The following is a 15,204-nucleotide window of genomic DNA, read 5'->3' as shown; positions in this document are numbered from 1 at the left end:
GCGCCTCAGCAGGGGCCGGGTCAGGCCTGTGCCGTCTGGCGCCTCAGCAGGGGCCGGGTGAGGCCTGTGCCGTCTGGCGCCTCAGCAGGGGCCGGGTGAGGCCTGTGCCGTCTGGCGCCTCAGCAGGGGCCGGGTCAGGCCTGTGCCGTCTGGCGCCTCAGCAGGGGCCGGGTCAGGCCTGTGCCGTCTGGCGCCTCAGCAGGGCCCTGATCGGGTGCCACAGCTCCGTCACGGTGACACCGTTGTCGGGGGCCGTGCGCCATATCAGGCCGTCGGGGTGGTGCAGGACCGCGGTGATCTCGTCCGGGGTCGGCGGGGCCGCGTTGCCCCGCAGGTAGATGGCGCGCATGCCCAGGTTGCGCAGCCGGGTCAGGGCGCGGGCGCGGTTCCGGGCGTGGACGAGTACGCGTACTCCCCCGGAGGGGGTGCCCCCAGCCGAGCCGTCGGCGGCGGGGCTGGGCAGGTTCAGGGCCACCACCACCGTGCCGTTCGGCAGCTTGCAGAAACCTCCTGCGGCCATGCAGTCACATCCCCGTTCCGGTCGGTGTCAATAAGAGAACCACAGGACGCACCTAAACACGATCGGCGGCAACCCGCCAGGGGGTTTGCCGCCGATACGCTTCTGACCTGTGAAAATGCGAACTACTTCACCGCGCGTCCGACCTCGAGCTCGATCGTGGAGCCGTCCTTGGCCTCCTTGTTGATCTTGATCTTGGTGTTGGTGTCAGTGATCTTGACACCGGCGGCCGGGTTCGAGGCGTCGTAGTAGGTGCTGGTGTGGTCGTTGAAGACCGGCACCCCCTGCGACGACTTGATCTTCGTCGCGACGTCCGCCTTGTGCAGCGTGATGCCGTCCGTGCGGTACAGGCTGAAGGGCGAGTCGTAGGCCTGGATGCGGTTGCGCATCAGCGTGCCGTCGGACCACTTCAGGGCGGCCGGGTGCGAGTCCACCGGGAGGATCAGGCCGACGCCCGGGTGGGCGCTGGTGTTGTTGTCCGCCTGGGAGGTGTCCCACTTCCAGATCAACAGGCCGTTCTGGTACGGGTAGTGCTCCACCCAGTCCGGACGGGTCGTCGAGAAGCCGAAGTTGTACGGGCCCGTCTTCAGCGTCTTGTCGTACGACACGTACTGGCGGTTCTCGGCAATGTAGTAAAGCTTGTAGTCCTTGGTGAAGGACGCGCCGATGCGGGAGAAGCCGCTCGCCGTCCAGTTAGCGTCCGCGCTCTCCGCGTTGTCGGAGAAGAGCGCCGAGCCGTCCGCGGTCAGTGTGATCTCGTCGGCCGCGAAGCCCTTCTGGGCCACGCCGCCGTCGGTCTGGTAGCGGAAGCGGAGCTGGATCTTCTGGCCCGCGTAGGCGTCGAGCGGGTACGACAGCTTCTTGTAGGCGTCGACCGTGCCGGTCAGCGCCGGCTTGTCGCTGCCGTCGCGCGGGATGGCCTGGCCGTCCACCGTACCGTCCAGGGCGGTCCAGTTGGCGCCGCCGTCGGTCGACACCTCGGTGTAGAGGTAGTCGTAGCCCGCCTCGATGTCGTACCAGCCGTCGAGCGTGAGGGTGGCCGACTTCTTGCCAGTGAGGTCGACGGAACGGCTCAGCGTGTTCTTGAGGTTGTCACCGCTGCCGCTCCACCACTGGGTCGCACCCTGGGCCGGGGTGACGATCTCGGTGGTGACCGCCTTGTCGGGCAGGGAGACGACCAGTGCCTGGCGGTACTTGGTGTTGTACTCGGCGACGCCCAGCTTGTGCCAGGACTTGACGCCGGCTTTCGCCGTGTCGTAGTTGAGCCAGCCGAGCTGCAGCTTGTCCCAGGAGTTCATGTCGCCGGGCAGGTCGCCGATGGCGTCCTTGCCGCGGCCGAGCCAGGAACCGGAGGACATCAGCGTCCAGAAGCCGGTGGAGTTCTCGCCGCCGGCGGTGTCGTACTCGTCCGGCAGGCCGAGGTCGTGGCCGTACTCGTGGGCGAAGACGCCGAGTCCGCCGTTCTCCGGCTGGATGGTGTAGTCGCCGACCCAGATGCCGGTGTCGCCGATCTGCGCGCCGCCGAGCTTGTTGTAGTCGGGGCCGGTGGCGCCGGCGTCGGTGCCGAAGGCGTACCAGCGGTGCGCCCAGATCGCGTCGGTGCCCTGAACGCCGCCGCCCGCGGACTCGTCCTCGCCGGCGTGCACGATCTGGAAGTGGTCGATGTAGCCGTCGGGTTCGTTGAAGTTGCCGTCGCCGTCGTAGTCGTAGCGGTCCCACTGGTCGTACTTGGCCAGGTCCGCCTTGATGTCGGCGTCCGACCGGCCGGCCGCCTTCTGCTGGGCGACCCAGGCGTTCACGCCGTCGCTGACGACGTTCCACACGCTCGGGCAGTTGGTGGAGCCGCAGTAGTTGGAGCCGTAACGGGCCTCGTTGTAGGGGACCTTGACCCAGTCGGAGACCTCGCCGTCGACCGAGTAGCGGCCCGAGGACTGCTTCTCGTAGTACTTCTTCATCGACTCGACGTTGTTGCCGGTGCCGAAGTACAGGTCCTGGAAGTGCTTCTGGTTGTAGTCCTTCTGCCAGGCCGTGCTGTTGTCCTTCTTGCGGTCCGGCGCGGCTATCCGGTTGTGCAGCGGGCCCGCGGTGCCGCCGTACTTCGGGTCGGTCCAGTCCCCGAACTCGACCAGGATGGTGAAGATCTTGTCGGTCTTCTCCCGGCCCAGCTCGACGTACTTGCTGTCGCCCTTCTTGCTCTTGAGCTGGACGACCTTCGAGCCGTTGCGGTCCTTCACCTGCGCCTTGCCGGCGATGACCTGGTTCAAAGCCTCCTGGCGCCGGGCCTCCTGCGTCTTGCTCAGCGGGCCGTCGAGGTCGTGCTCCTGCTGCTTGACCGGCTGCGGGTCGTGCCGGTTCACGGAGGCGGACTTGCCGGTCGTTGCGGCCTCCGCCACGGCGAACGTCGAGAACGTGGCGGTGGCCGCCGCGAGCGCGACACCGATCGCGGCCATTCTGAACGTCCAGGGTCTGCTGGTCACTTGATGTCCTCCCCTGACGCGTCCGTACGCGCGGAAGGGGGGTCTCTGGCCGTGGAAGGTCCGCGCGCGATCAACGCGTGTAGTCAAGTGACGACATTTGACTAGAGGTTTACGAGAAAAGACAGACCTTGACTTGGACAGTTCAAGTGCACTAGGCGGAGCCGACGTTCGCTTGCGGACGGCGGGCATGCCCGTCAACGGGCGTGCAGCTCCGTCCACTTCGGGGACGGTATGACTCCGTGCGCCCCCGATGCATCGGCACCATGGGTTAGGTCACGCTTACCAGCCGTTCCACTCGGGCATGCAGGCGAATAGATTCATGTCCGCACCCTCCCCCACAGCGAGAGGCACGGGGGGAGACCCCCACTTCTTCGAGGACACGATTGCCATGCCGCGTCCGACTGCCGCACAGCTCGCCTACGGTTCGTGCACCGTGATCTTCTCGACGCTCGCCATGCTGCTGCTGTCACAGACGAGTTCGGGCCTGGGGATCGCGGTCATCGCCCTCGCGGCGCTCGCCCTGGGACTCCTGGTCGCCATGACGGTACCGCTGCCGAAGCCGCGCACGTCGGCGCCCGAAGCGGCCCCTGGTCAGGAGTGGGTACCGGCGCAGCGGGAGCCCGTCTCCGCCGGCGTGGAGCCGGTGCGGGAGCCGACGGCTTCCTGACCTCAACCGGTGCTGACCACCACCGTCTTGGCCGCCTTGTCGTGCAGGCCCTGCTTGTAGGGCCGGTCGAAGTAGCTCCAGCCGCCCGAGATCGCCAGCCAGAGGCAGGCGCAGCAGAACCAGAAGGGGAGCCAGAGCACCGCCGCGCGTCCCAGCGCGGTCGGCACGGAGGGGGTGGAGCCGTTGTCGAGGTTGGCCACCCGCATGCCCAGCCACTTCTTGCCGAGGGTCTGCCCCGATCTGGCGATCATGAAGGTGTCGTAGGCGATGTAGAGCACGACGCCGATGACCGACTGCGCCACGGACTTGCCGACCTCGATCCGGTCGGCGTTCACCGTGTACTCGTGCACCTGCAGGGCCCAGGTGAGCAGCCCGACGACGATACCCACCAGGATCATGTCGATGATCCGGGCCAGGGTGCGCCTGCCGCTGTCGGCGAGCGGGGGCATGCCGGCGAGCGGGTCGGTGGCGTACGGGCCGCCGCCGTGCGGGCCGCCGCCGTGCGGGTCACCCCCGTAGGGGCTCCCTCCGTAGGGGGGTGGCTGCTGTCCGGAGCCGGGGGGCGGTTCGGTGCTCATGGGCCGAGTGGACCCCGAACCCCGTGAGCCCGCATCCGGCGAGCGGCCGTAAGGGGGACGGAACCGACCCGCCCTACGCCGTCCTGGTCAGCCCGCCACGAACGTGTGCGCCGCCTTGTCGTGCCAGCACTGGTGCCACGGCCGGTCGAACAGGCACCACACGACGCCCACGAGGCCGATGCCGAGCAGTCCGGGCACGCTGTAGACGAGCCAGCGGCGCAGGGCCGCGCCGAAGGACGGGGGCTCGTGTGCCTCGATGTCCCGCACCTGGAGGCCGCACAGCTTCTTGCCCAGGGTGCGGCCCCACTTGGCGGTGGGCAGCACCTCGTAGACGACGCCGGAGAGCAGCAGGACGGCGAGGACGATGCCGAGGTACGTCGCCGTCGTGCCGTCGAGCAGCCAGACGGTGACGGGGCGGCCGGAGAGCTTGGCCGCGTCGATCTTGTCGTTGATGTGGTCGACCGCCTTGGTGCCGAGCGGTACGGCGGCCGCGGCGGTGACACCCGCGAGGACGACCGTGTCGACAAGCCGGGCGGCCAGCCGCTTGCCGACGCCCGCGGGCCGCGCCGCGGCCTGGCGCCGCACGGCAGCCTGGAACGGGTCCTCGACGGGCGGCTTCCAGGGCGCGACGGGCTGGTCGTCGGCCGCCCCCGCGAGCCGGTGCACCTGCTGGGCCCAGGAGGACTGCCCCCCGCCGGGACCGGTGGTCACGGGGGTGGCGACGGGATCGGATGCGGCCGGGGTGGCGGGTGCTGCGGCGGCCAGGGGAGTGCCGGACTGCTGGGGCACGGGCACCGCGGACGGGGCCGACGGGACCGACGGGACGGACGGGTTCGCAGCCGGCGCCGCGGCGGCCGAGGCCTGAGCGGAGGCGGCCCCCGTGTGGGCCTGCGCCTGCGCTGCCGCGGCGCGGGCGGCGGCCGCCTTCCCGGCGGCGAACCCGGGGCCCGAAGCCCCCTTGCCGGACGCGGGCGCACCGGCCGAGCCGGGCCCGCCGGCGGACGGGGCCGCCCCGGCCGGGCCCGGCGCCCCGAAACCAGCCGCGCGCGACGCGCCCTGCCCGCCGAATCCGTCCGCACCGGAGTCGCCGGGGCCCGTGCGCTGTACCGCGCGGAAGGTCATGGTGCCCTCGTCGGCGGGGCCACCGGGGCCCGGGATGCCGGGGGACGGCGCGCCGCCCGTGACCGACCCGGCTCCGCCGGTCTCTGCCGTCGGGCGGCGGAAGACGAACGTGCCGTCGGAGGACGGCGTGCCCGCGTCCGGGCTCGCCGGTGGGATCGTCGCCGTGCCGTCCGTGCGGGCGGCGCGGCCGTCCGGCGGGGCCGGGGCGCCGGCGGGGTCGGCGGTGTGCGGGAGCCTCGGGTCGGCGCCCGTCGGGGCACCCCAGGAGACGCGGCGGTCCTGGTCGCCGCCGAAGCCGGACTGGCGGGAGGGGTCGGCGCCCCATGCCGACGCGGGCTCGGGGCGGCCGCCGTGCTGCGCCCCGGCCGGGCCGGGCTCGTCGACCGGTTCCTCGTCGAAGAAGTGCGGGCCCGTCTCCTCGACCGCCGGGGCCGCGGCGGGCGCGGGACGCACGCCGGGCGGCGGGCTGAGCGGTTTGCCGTCGGTCGGCGCCGGCCGACTGGTGCCCGGTACCCAGGCAGCTCCGTTCCAGTACCGGACGTATCCAGGAATGGACGGGTCCGGGTAGTACCCCTCGCGGGGCCTGTCGTCGCCGGGTGCCGGGGTTGGGGCGCTCATGTCCTTCGTCCCGTATCTGCTCGGGGGTCGTATGGAGGCCTCCACATCTATCAGACCGGGGCAGGCGCCACCGCCACTCCCGCCGGACCCACTCCTTTCCGGGCAACCTCGTACATGTACTTCACAACCCAAGAGCCACAGGTGGAAGGGGAAGTTCCGTCAACCCGCGTAATGCTCGCCGCCCGGTCCCCTCTCCCCTCGTACGGGCCCGCCCCAGGGCCCCGTACCCGGAGAGGAGACGCACGCCATGCACCACACGGTGGTAGAGCGGGAGCTGGAGCTCAGGCTCGTCCTGTCGCCCGAGCGCGGCATCCCCGTCCCGGCGCGGCTCGGCTACCGCGCCGACGACCCGTACGCCGTCCACATCGCCTTCCACGTCGACTCCGACCGCCCGGTGAACTGGACGTTCGCCCGCGAGCTGCTCGTGGAGGGGGTGTTCCGGCCGTGCGGGCACGAGGACGTGCGGGTGTGGCCGGCGAAGGTGGAGGGCCGCAGCGTCATCCTGCTGGCGCTGAGTTCACCCGAAGGTGACGCCCTGCTGGAGGCGCCGGCCGCGCAGGTGTCGGCCTGGCTGGAGCGCACGCCGCGCCTGGTCCCCCCGGGGAGTGAAGGAGAGCAGCTCGGTATCGACAACGGTCTCACCGAGCTGCTCACTCCGGGCACGTGAGCGCAGGAGGTGTCAGAACAGCTTGCCGGGGTTCAGGATGCCCAGCGGGTCGAAGACCTGCTTGATCGCCCGCTGCATCTCCACCCCCACCGGGCCGATCTCGCGTGCCAGCCACTCCTTCTTCAACACGCCCACGCCGTGCTCGCCGGTGATCGTGCCGCCGAGCTGGAGGCCGAGGGCCATGATCTCGTCGAAGGACTCACGGGCGCGCCGCGACTCGTCGGGGTCCTGTGCGTCGAAGCAGACGGTCGGGTGGGTGTTGCCGTCGCCGGCGTGGGCGCAGACCCCGATGGTGAGCTGGTACTTCTCGCCGATCCGCTCGACCCCTTCGAGCATCTCGCCGAGCTTGGAGCGGGGCACGCACACGTCGTCGATCATCGTCGTGCCCTTGACCGCCTCCAGCGCGGTGAGCGACAGCCGCCGTGCCTGGAGCAGCAGTTCGGACTCGGCCGCGTCGTCGGCCGGCACGACCTGGGTGGCACCGGCGGCCTCGCACAGCGCGCCGACGGCGGCGAGGTCGGCGGCCGGGTCGGGGGTGTCGAAGGCGGCCAGCAGCAGGGCCTCGGTGGTCTCCGGGAGGCCCATGTGCGCCAGATCGTTGACGGCCTTCACGGTCGTACGGTCCATGAGTTCGAGGAGGGAGGGCACGTGGCCGCCCGCCATGATCCGGCACACGGCGTCGCAGGCGGCGGCCGCGGAGGCGAACTCGGCGGCCAGCACCAGCTGCTGCGGCGGCTGCGGCCTCAGCGCCAGGATCGCCCGTACGACGATGCCGAGCGAGCCCTCCGAGCCCACGAACAGGCGGGTGAGGTCGTACCCGGCGACGCCCTTGGCGGTGCGGCGGCCCGTGGACATGAGCCGCCCGTCGGCCAGCACCACGTCCAGACCGAGGACGTACTCGGCCGTGACCCCGTACTTCACGCAGCACAGGCCGCCCGAGGCGGTGCCGATGTTGCCGCCGATCGTGCACATCTCCCAGCTGGAGGGGTCCGGCGGGTAGTACAGGCCGTGTTCGTTCACCGCGCGGGAGAGCGCGGCGTTGACGACGCCCGGCTCGACGACCGCGATCCGGTCGACCGGGTTGATCTCCAGGATGCGGTCCATCTTGGTCAGGGACAGCACGATGCAGCCCTCGGAGGCGTTGGCCGCGCCCGACAGGCCGGTGCGGGCGCCCTGGGGGACGACCGGGACGCGCAGCTCGGTGGCGGTGCGCATGATGTGCTGGACCTGTTCGACCGTGCGGGGCAGGACGACGACGGCCGGGGTGCCGGAGGGGCAGAAGCTCGCCATGTCGTTGGCGTACGAGGTCGTGACGTCGGGATCGGTGAGGACGGCCTCGGTCGGCAGGCCCGCGAGGAGCCGGTCGGTGAGGTTGCCCTGGGCTTCGTCGGGTGCGGCTTGAATACGGCTCACGATCACAGCCTCGCACCCGGGGCCATCGGTGTGAACCCCGTCCACGGCACCCCTCCGCCTGCTGGGTGGCGCTCGTCATATTGACGCACAGTGTGCGCCATGGAGAACCGACAGCAGAGCCCGGCCACGTCCCTGATGACCGAGCGGCGTCGCCGGCCCCGCCTGCTGTGGCGGGTGCTCCTCGCCCTGATCACGGGCGCTGCCCTGCTCGGCGCGGTGTGGCTGGTGCTGCCTTCGCAGCGGCATGCGGTGAAGGCGCCCGCGCCGGCGCCGGCGCCCGGACCGGGGGCGCTGACGGCGGTGACGGCCGGAGTGCCGGCCGCGCTGCCCGACCTGGCGGCGCTGATCGGCAACCGTGAGCGGCATCTGCGGGCGCATCCGCAGGACGCGCGGGCGTGGGCGGTGCTCGGGACGGCCTACGTGGAGCAGGGGCGGCGGACGGCCCTCGCGGCGAACTACCCGAAGGCCGACAAGGCGCTGCGGACCTCGCTGCATCTGCGCCCGAAGGGCAACGCGGAGGCCCTGGACGGCCTGACGGCGCTGGCGAACGAGCGCCGCGACTTCCGGGCGGCGCGGACCTGGGGCGAGGCGGCGCTGAAGCTGGAGCCGAAGCGATGGACGACGTATCCCCTGCTGATCGACGCCTACACCGGGCTCGGCGACTACCAGGCCGCGCGGCGCGCCCTCGACCGGCTGGTGAAACTGCGCCACGGGCCGGCCGTGATGGCGCGGGCCGCGGGCGTCTACTGGGACCGGGGCTGGCGCGAGGACGCGGCGGCCCAGCTGTCGGACGCGGCGGCGGCCGCGACCACGCCCGCCGAGCGGGCGGCGTACCTGGAGCAGGCCGGGCGCATGTCGTGGGAGCGGGGGGACCTCAAGGACGCGCTGCGGCACTTCGAGGCGGCGGTGCGGCTCGATCCCGACCAGCGGGCCGCGCTGGCCGGGCAGGGGCGGGCCCTGGCCGCGCTGGGACGGACGTCGCAGGCACTGAACGCCTACCACAAGGCCCTCGACAAGCAGCCGTCTCCCGCATACGCCCTGGAGCTGGGCGAACTGTACGAGTCGCTGGGGCTGGGGCAGGCGGCGGAGGAGCAGTATGACCTGCTGCTGACGCGGGTACGGCAGGACGCGGCCGCCGGGGTCGACGACGAGCTGGTGCTCGGGCGGTTCGAGGCCGACCACGGCGACCCGGAGTCCGCGGTGGAGCGCCTGAGGGAGGAATGGCGGCGGCAGCCCGGGACCGCGGTTGGCGACGCGCTGGGGTGGGCGCTGCACCGGGCCGGGGAGGACACGGAGGCGCTGAAGTTCGCCGAGGCCGCGACGGACAAGGAGAAGGGGGGCGGGGTGCGCAGTGCGCTGTACGCGTACCACCGGGGGATGATCGAGCTGGACCTGGAGCTGTCCGGGCCTGCGCGACGGCATCTGGAGGAGGCGTTGCGGACCAATCCGTACTTCTCGCCGCTGCAGGCGCCGGAGGCGAGGGCGGCGTTGAGGGCGTTGGGCGAACCGGCGGTGGAGGAGGTGCCGACGGAGGATGCGAAGGCCCGGCGGCGGTGAGCTCGGTGCCCGCGCGTGTGGGTCTACACCGTTGCCGTGCCGATGAGCGCGTTGCGCGTCACCAGCGCCGCCAGGTCCTCCTCCCTCAGCCCCTCCGTGCCCTCCGGCCTCCTCGGCAGGACCATGTACCGGGTCTCCGCGGTGGAGTCCCACACCGTGATCTCCGTGGCCGGCGGCAGTTCCAGACCGAACTCGGCCAGGACCGCGCGCGGTTCGCGGACCACGCGGGAGCGGTAGGCCTCGGACTTGTACCAACTGGGGGACGGCCCGAGGAGGCGCAGGGGGTAGCAGGAGCACAGCGTGCAGACGATGACGTTGTGAACCGATTTCGTGTTCTCGACCACCCGGAGGCGCTGGTAGGAGCCCTCCATGTAGCCGAGTTCGCGGACCGCGGCCGTCCCGTCCGCCAACAGGCGGGACCTGAAGGCGGGGTCCAGCCACGCGCGGGCCACCACACGGGCGCCGTGCGCGGGTGACGCGCCGGAGCGGGACGCGTCGATGATCTCGTCCAGCTGTGCGCCGGAGAGCACCCCCTTCTCCTCGAGCAGCGTCTCCAGCCGCCGTACCCGCCGGGCGATCGCCGCATCGGAGTGGTCACCGCTCATCTACCGCGTCCCCTTCGCCCTCTTCGTCCTCTTCCAGATAGCTTTCCCACAGGTCCAGTACGACGTGGTGGTCGCCCTCGCCCCACAGGTCCCGCGCCGCGAACCGCACCGCGTACACCTGCTCGACCGGTGCGTCCCCGCGTCCCTGCGCGCTGACGTCGGCCAGCTCCGCCCGGCCCTCCGGCTCGACCACGACGCCCCGCTTGCCGCGCGCGTACCGCGGCAGGCGGGTGTGGTGCGGCGGGTCGTGCGGGAAGGTGCGGACCCGGGTCCCCGGCGGGAAGCGGTCAGGCATCGGACTCACCCGGCTCGGTCAGCTCACCCGGCTCGGTCAGCTCCCCCGGCCTGATCACGCCCTTGCGCTCCAGCAGGGCGCAGATGGCCGTGAACCAGCGCTCGTAGTACGAGGTCGTCAGGTACTCGGCGGGCGGCATCGACTCGATCGCGTCCCGGAACTCGTTGGTGTTGAAGATCCCCTGTGCGCGCAGGGCGTTGAACAGCCCGACGACCCGCGCCTCCCAGTCCGCGTGGAAGGGCGCGGGGTCGTCGCCGGTGTCGATGGCGCCGAAGCCGACCGTGCCGCCCACGTCGTTGATCCTGGCCATGGGCGTCAGCCTACGTCCGCTTCGGCGTCCTCGGCCTCACAGATTTCCGCGCCGCTCCTGCTCCCGCTCGATCGCCTCGAACAGGGCCTTGAAGTTGCCCTTGCCGAAGCCCATCGAGCCGTGCCGTTCGATGAGTTCGAAGAAGACGGTCGGGCGGTCCTGGACCGGCTTGGTGAAGATCTGCAGCAGGTAGCCGTCCTCGTCGCGGTCGGCGAGGATCTTCAGTTCGCGCAGGGTCTCGATGGGCACGCGGGTGTCGCCGACCCACTTGCCGAGGGTGTCGTAGTACGTGTCGGGCGTGTCCAGGAACTCCACCCCGGCCGCGCGCATCGTACGGACCGTCTGCACGATGTCGTTGGTGTTGAGCGCGATGTGCTGGACGCCGGCGCCGCCGTAGAACTCCAGGTACTCGTCGATCTGCGACTTCTTCTTGCCGAGGGCGGGCTCGTTGATCGGGAACTTGACCTTGAGCGTGCCGTCGGCCACGACCTTCGACATCAGCGCGCTGTACTCGGTCGCGATGTCGTCGCCCACGAACTCCTTCATGTTCGTGAAGCCCATGACCTTGTTGTAGAACTCCACCCACTCGTTCATGCGGCCGAGTTCGACGTTGCCGACGCAGTGGTCGATGGCCTGGAAGGTGCGCCGGGCGGGCGGCTCGACGATCGGGGAGGCGGCGGTGTAGCCGGGCAGGTACGGGCCGTCGTAGCCGGAGCGGTCGACGAGGGTGTGGCGGGTCTCGCCGTAGGTGGCGATCGCGGCGAGGACGACCGTGCCGTGCCCGTCCTTCAGCTCGTACGGCTCGGCGACCGAGCGGGCGCCGTGCTCGATCGCGTACGCGTACGCGGCGCGCGCATCCGGGACCTCGATGGCGAGGTCGATGACGCCGTCGCCGTGCTCGGCCACGTGCTGGGCGAGGAAGTGGCCCCAGGTGGTGGCGGGCTTGATCACCGAGGTGAACACGAAGCGGGCGGAGCCGTTCTCGAGCACGTAGCTCGCGGTCTCGCGGCTGCCGTTCTCCGGTCCGGAGTAGGCCACCAGCTGCATGCCGAAGGCGGTGGAGTAGTAGTGCGCCGCCTGCTTGGCGTTACCCACGGCGAAGACGACCGCGTCCATTCCCTTGACCGGGAAGGGGTCGGCCTGCCGGGCGGTCGTGTCGGGAGTGTGGCGTGTGGTCTGCGTCATGGCCGAAGCGTCACCCCGCCCCGCAAGGTGCGCAATAGTTTGCGTATTCACTGGGCAATCCGACCAGTGAATGACCCGATTCGACGGGCTTTCTGTACAGGATGACCACTCCGGGAGACTGCCGTGGCGATCGATCATCTGGACGGCCGCATCATCGTGCTGCTGGCGCGCGAGCCGCGTATCGGCGTGCTGGAGATGTCGCGGCGGCTGGGGGTGGCGCGCGGCACCGTGCAGGCCCGTCTGGACCGGCTTCAGTCGAACGGAGTCATCCGCGGATTCGGCCCGGAGGTGGATCCTGCGGCGCTCGGCTACCCGGTCACGGCGTTCGCGACGCTGCAGATTCGGCAGGGACAGGGGGCGGACGTACGGGCGCATCTGGCGACCGTGCCGGAGGCGCTGGAGTTGCACACCACCACCGGCACCGGCGACATGCTCTGCCGGCTGGTGGCCCGCTCGAATGCCGACCTTCAGCGCGTGATCGACCGGGTCGTCGGTTTCGACGGCATCGTCCGGGCCTCCACGGCGATCGTGATGGAGAACCCCGTTCCGCTGCGGATCATCCCGCTGGTGGAGCAGGCGGCGGAGGACCGGGAAAGGGGATAAGCGCCGGGCACGATTACAAAGGAATCATTGCAAAGGAGTCTTTGCAACGCTATCTTTGTACGCATGTCCGAGCCCCAGCCCCAGCCCCAGCCCCAGGAACGCAAGATCCATCACCTCGACGCCCGTTCACTGCGTGGGCTCGCCCACCCGCTGCGCGTGCGGCTGCTGGACGCGCTGCGCTTCGGCGGTCCCGCCACGGCGTCCCAACTCGCGGAAAAGCTCGGCGAGTCGAGCGGCGCCACCAGCTACCACCTGCGGCAGCTGGCGACGTACGGCTTCGTTAAGGACGCCCCCGAGCACGGCAAGGGGCGGGAGCGGTGGTGGAAGGCCGCCCACGACGGCCTGATGTTCGACGAGGACCTGCTCGCGGACGCCGACCCCACCGTGCGCGGTGCCGTAGACATGCTCATGCACGAGGTGGCGACGAAGCACACTCAGGAGCTGTCCACCTGGCTCGGCAACCGGCACACCTGGTCCGAGGAATGGGCCCACGCCTCGGACCTGAGCGACATGACCCTACGACTCACGCCCGAACTCGCCCGCGAACTCATCGAGAAGATGCACGCCCTCGTCGAGAGCTACCGCGACCTGCCCGGAACGGCGGACGCCCCCGGCGCCGAGCGTGTGCGCGTCCACACGCACACCTTCCCGATGAACACGGACTGACGGCAGAGAGGCCACTCCCCATGCATCCCGAGACGCACCTCGCCCTGCACCACGCCCGCGCCGCCGAGCTCCGTGCGGAGGCCGACGCCCACCGGCTCGCCGCCGCCGCCCGCCGCCCGCGCGACCTGCGCGTCCGCCTCGGCTGGACCCTCGTGGAAGTGGGCCTGCGCCTGGCCGCCACCCCGAAAGCGGTGGCCGCTGCCCACTAACAGCTCGGGACCGGGCTCTTCCCCTTCTCCAATGCCACCAGCGCACTCACCGCGCCCTTCAGCGAGGTCACCGGGACCAGCCGCAGCCCCTTCGGGAGCTCCGACCTGGCGTCGGCACACTCGGCCTTCGGCACCAGGAAGACGGTGGCCCCGTCCCGCCGGGCCGCCTGCGTCTTGAGGGCCACACCGCCGACGGCGCCGACCCTGCCGTCAGCGCTGATCGTTCCCGTACCGGCGACCGTACGGCCGCCCGTGAGGTCACCGCCGCTGCCGTCGCCGCCGAGCTTGTCGATGATGCCGAGGGTGAACAGCAGGCCCGCGCTGGGGCCGCCGACGTCGGCGAGCTTGAGCGTGACCTTGACGTTCTTGTCGTTGACGCCCAGGTATTTCAAAGCCGCCTGGGTCGCCGCGTCCTGGGACTGCTTCATCTGCTCGGCGTTGTGCCGCTCGATCTCCTTGACGTTGTCGCCGCTCGGGTAGACCGCGTCACGCGGCAGGACCGCCCGGTCTGTGGCGAACCAGCCGTCGACCACGTCGCCGAGCGAGACGTGCGCGTCCGGGCCGGTCGCCTCGATGGTCGTCATCCGCAGCTGCCCGCTCGTTCTGCGGGTCGGCGCACCGGAGACCGTGATCACCTGGGTGCCCTTGTTCTCACCGAGCACGTTCGCCGTCATCCCGGGCTGCGCCACCGAGAACGGCAGCGGCGCGAACGCCGCCGTGGCGAGCAGGGCCACGACGGGGAGGGCACAGACGGCGACGGCCTGGGGGCGCGTGAGGCGAGAGAGCACGGGATCAATCTAACGCGACGGCGACTTCCGGCCAGGTGCCGGTCGGGGTGGGGGATCGGCAGGAGGAGGGAGTGCGGGTTCGGCGGATCGGCCAGTGCCGCGGGCCGATTGGAAACGCAGTCGCCGGGCGCCGATTCAGCCCGGCTCAGCCCGACTCAGCCCGGCGCAACCCGGCTCATCAGCCCGGCTCAGCCCGGCGCAACCCGGCTCAGCCCGGCTCAGCGCAACGCCTCCGCGACCTCCCGTGCCGCGTCCACGACCCTCGGGCCCACCCGCTCCGGGACGGAGTCCGCCAGCATCACGACGCCGACGCTGCCCTCCACGCCCGTCACGCCGAGCAGCGGCGCCGCCGCCCCGCTGGCTCCGGCCTCCAACTCCCCGTGCGTGAGGGTGTACCCGGGCTCCGCCGTCGGCTGCCGGCGGGCCGCGAGGATCGCCTTGCCCGCGGCGCCGCGGTCCAGGGGATGCCGGAACCCGGCCCGGTAGGCCACGTGGTAGTCCGTCCACGTCGGCTCGACCACGGCGACGGCCAGCGCCTCCGCCCCGTCCACCAGCGTCAGATGGGCCGTCGCCCCTATGTCCTCGGCCAGCGACCGCAGCGCCGGCAGCGCCGCCTCCCGCACCAGCGGATGCACCTGGCGGCCCAGCCGCAGCACCCCGAGCCCGACCCGGGCACGCCCGCCCAGATCACGGCGTACGAGCGCGTGCTGTTCCAGCGTGGCGAGCAACCGGTATACGACGGTCCGGTTCACGCCCAGTTTCTGGGACAGCTCGGTGACGGTCAGTCCGTGGTCCGTGTCGGCCAATAGCTTGAGGACCTTCAGGCCCCGGTCGAGCGTCTGGGAGGTCTCCGCGGTCACGACGCCCACTCCTTAAGTGGTGAAGTCGGCGGTCCTCTTCGCGGCGGGTGCGTCACCGAGTCCCGTC

17 protein-coding genes are annotated in these 15,204 nt (G+C 71.2%); 6 read left to right on the top strand and 11 right to left on the bottom strand.

Features of this window, described 5'->3' with window-relative positions; translation table 11 throughout:
- Nucleotides 1–172: 172 nt before the first annotated feature.
- Both ABZV31_RS24205 and ABZV31_RS24200 read right to left on the bottom strand, forming a co-directional pair.
- On the bottom strand, nt 173–520 hold the full coding sequence (locus ABZV31_RS24205; RefSeq protein WP_355897444.1) for a hypothetical protein: 348 nt from the start codon (nt 518–520) through the stop codon (nt 173–175).
- Nucleotides 521–642: 122 nt separating this feature from the next.
- A complete protein-coding gene (locus ABZV31_RS24200) occupies nt 643–2,994 on the bottom strand; it encodes an immune inhibitor A domain-containing protein (RefSeq protein ID WP_355897441.1) in 2,352 nt (783 codons plus the stop codon).
- A 388-nt stretch (nt 2,995–3,382) separates the two neighbouring features.
- Between ABZV31_RS24200 and ABZV31_RS24195 the strand changes: the two genes are divergently transcribed.
- Nucleotides 3,383–3,661, top strand: coding sequence for a hypothetical protein (locus tag ABZV31_RS24195; RefSeq protein ID WP_355897439.1), 279 nt, complete (start codon nt 3,383–3,385; stop codon nt 3,659–3,661).
- A 2-nt stretch (nt 3,662–3,663) separates the two neighbouring features.
- On the opposite strand, the gene ABZV31_RS24190 is transcribed toward ABZV31_RS24195, so the two are convergent.
- On the bottom strand, nt 3,664–4,239 hold the full coding sequence (locus ABZV31_RS24190; RefSeq protein WP_355897436.1) for an RDD family protein: 576 nt from the start codon (nt 4,237–4,239) through the stop codon (nt 3,664–3,666).
- Between the two features lie 87 nt (nt 4,240–4,326).
- Complete coding sequence (locus ABZV31_RS24185; protein WP_355897434.1) at nt 4,327–5,979, bottom strand: RDD family protein; 1,653 nt, start codon at nt 5,977–5,979, stop codon at nt 4,327–4,329.
- 247 nt (nt 5,980–6,226) lie between these two features.
- On the opposite strand from ABZV31_RS24185, the gene ABZV31_RS24180 reads away from it, so the two are divergent.
- Nucleotides 6,227–6,646, top strand: a complete 420-nt coding sequence (locus tag ABZV31_RS24180) for an SsgA family sporulation/cell division regulator (protein WP_355897431.1) — start codon at nt 6,227–6,229, stop codon at nt 6,644–6,646.
- A 12-nt stretch (nt 6,647–6,658) separates the two neighbouring features.
- Here ABZV31_RS24180 and ABZV31_RS24175 read toward each other — a convergent pair whose 3' ends face one another.
- The gene (locus ABZV31_RS24175; protein ID WP_355897428.1) at nt 6,659–8,065 is read right to left on the bottom strand and encodes an FAD-linked oxidase C-terminal domain-containing protein; all 1,407 of its coding nucleotides are present in this window, start codon (nt 8,063–8,065) and stop codon (nt 6,659–6,661) included.
- A gap of 129 nt (nt 8,066–8,194) precedes the next feature.
- On the opposite strand from ABZV31_RS24175, the gene ABZV31_RS24170 reads away from it, so the two are divergent.
- The gene (locus ABZV31_RS24170; RefSeq protein ID WP_355897478.1) at nt 8,195–9,616 is read left to right on the top strand and encodes a tetratricopeptide repeat protein; all 1,422 of its coding nucleotides are present in this window, start codon (nt 8,195–8,197) and stop codon (nt 9,614–9,616) included.
- A gap of 23 nt (nt 9,617–9,639) precedes the next feature.
- Here ABZV31_RS24170 and nthA read toward each other — a convergent pair whose 3' ends face one another.
- From nthA to hppD, 4 genes are read right to left on the bottom strand one after another with little or no spacing between them, the layout of a single operon-like run.
- Nucleotides 9,640–10,221, bottom strand: a complete 582-nt coding sequence (gene nthA / locus ABZV31_RS24165; protein WP_355897426.1) for a nitrile hydratase subunit alpha — start codon at nt 10,219–10,221, stop codon at nt 9,640–9,642.
- The gene (locus ABZV31_RS24160; protein WP_355897423.1) at nt 10,211–10,516 is read right to left on the bottom strand and encodes an SH3-like domain-containing protein; all 306 of its coding nucleotides are present in this window, start codon (nt 10,514–10,516) and stop codon (nt 10,211–10,213) included. The genes nthA and ABZV31_RS24160 overlap by 11 nt, the downstream gene beginning before the upstream one ends.
- On the bottom strand, nt 10,509–10,826 hold the full coding sequence (locus ABZV31_RS24155) for a hypothetical protein (RefSeq protein ID WP_355897420.1): 318 nt from the start codon (nt 10,824–10,826) through the stop codon (nt 10,509–10,511). Before ABZV31_RS24155 ends, ABZV31_RS24160 begins: the two co-directional genes overlap by 8 nt.
- 36 nt (nt 10,827–10,862) lie before the next feature.
- Nucleotides 10,863–12,011 (bottom strand): 4-hydroxyphenylpyruvate dioxygenase, encoded by a 1,149-nt coding sequence (gene hppD, locus ABZV31_RS24150; RefSeq protein WP_355897417.1) that lies wholly within the window; start codon nt 12,009–12,011, stop codon nt 10,863–10,865.
- A 123-nt stretch (nt 12,012–12,134) separates the two neighbouring features.
- On the opposite strand from hppD, the gene ABZV31_RS24145 reads away from it, so the two are divergent.
- From ABZV31_RS24145 to ABZV31_RS24135, 3 genes are all read left to right on the top strand, one after another.
- Nucleotides 12,135–12,614 (top strand): Lrp/AsnC family transcriptional regulator, encoded by a 480-nt coding sequence (locus ABZV31_RS24145; protein WP_355897414.1) that lies wholly within the window; start codon nt 12,135–12,137, stop codon nt 12,612–12,614.
- A gap of 63 nt (nt 12,615–12,677) precedes the next feature.
- On the top strand, nt 12,678–13,280 hold the full coding sequence (locus ABZV31_RS24140; protein ID WP_355897412.1) for a helix-turn-helix domain-containing protein: 603 nt from the start codon (nt 12,678–12,680) through the stop codon (nt 13,278–13,280).
- Between the two features lie 20 nt (nt 13,281–13,300).
- Complete coding sequence (locus ABZV31_RS24135) at nt 13,301–13,489, top strand: hypothetical protein (RefSeq protein WP_355897409.1); 189 nt, start codon at nt 13,301–13,303, stop codon at nt 13,487–13,489.
- Here ABZV31_RS24135 and ABZV31_RS24130 read toward each other — a convergent pair.
- Nucleotides 13,486–14,277 carry a S16 family serine protease gene (locus ABZV31_RS24130; RefSeq protein ID WP_355897407.1) on the bottom strand — a complete coding sequence of 264 codons (792 nt, stop codon included), beginning with the start codon at nt 14,275–14,277 and terminating at the stop codon, nt 13,486–13,488. The two genes, ABZV31_RS24135 and ABZV31_RS24130, sit on opposite strands and share 4 nt — an antisense overlap.
- A gap of 218 nt (nt 14,278–14,495) precedes the next feature.
- Nucleotides 14,496–15,137 (bottom strand): helix-turn-helix domain-containing protein, encoded by a 642-nt coding sequence (locus ABZV31_RS24125; protein WP_355897404.1) that lies wholly within the window; start codon nt 15,135–15,137, stop codon nt 14,496–14,498.
- Nucleotides 15,138–15,204: the final 67 nt, after the last annotated feature.

The sequence above is a fragment of the Streptomyces sp. NPDC005202 genome, assembly GCF_040608235.1.
Lineage (GTDB): Bacteria > Actinomycetota > Actinomycetes > Streptomycetales > Streptomycetaceae > Streptomyces.
This window is presented reverse-complemented; position numbering and strand designations above follow the sequence as displayed.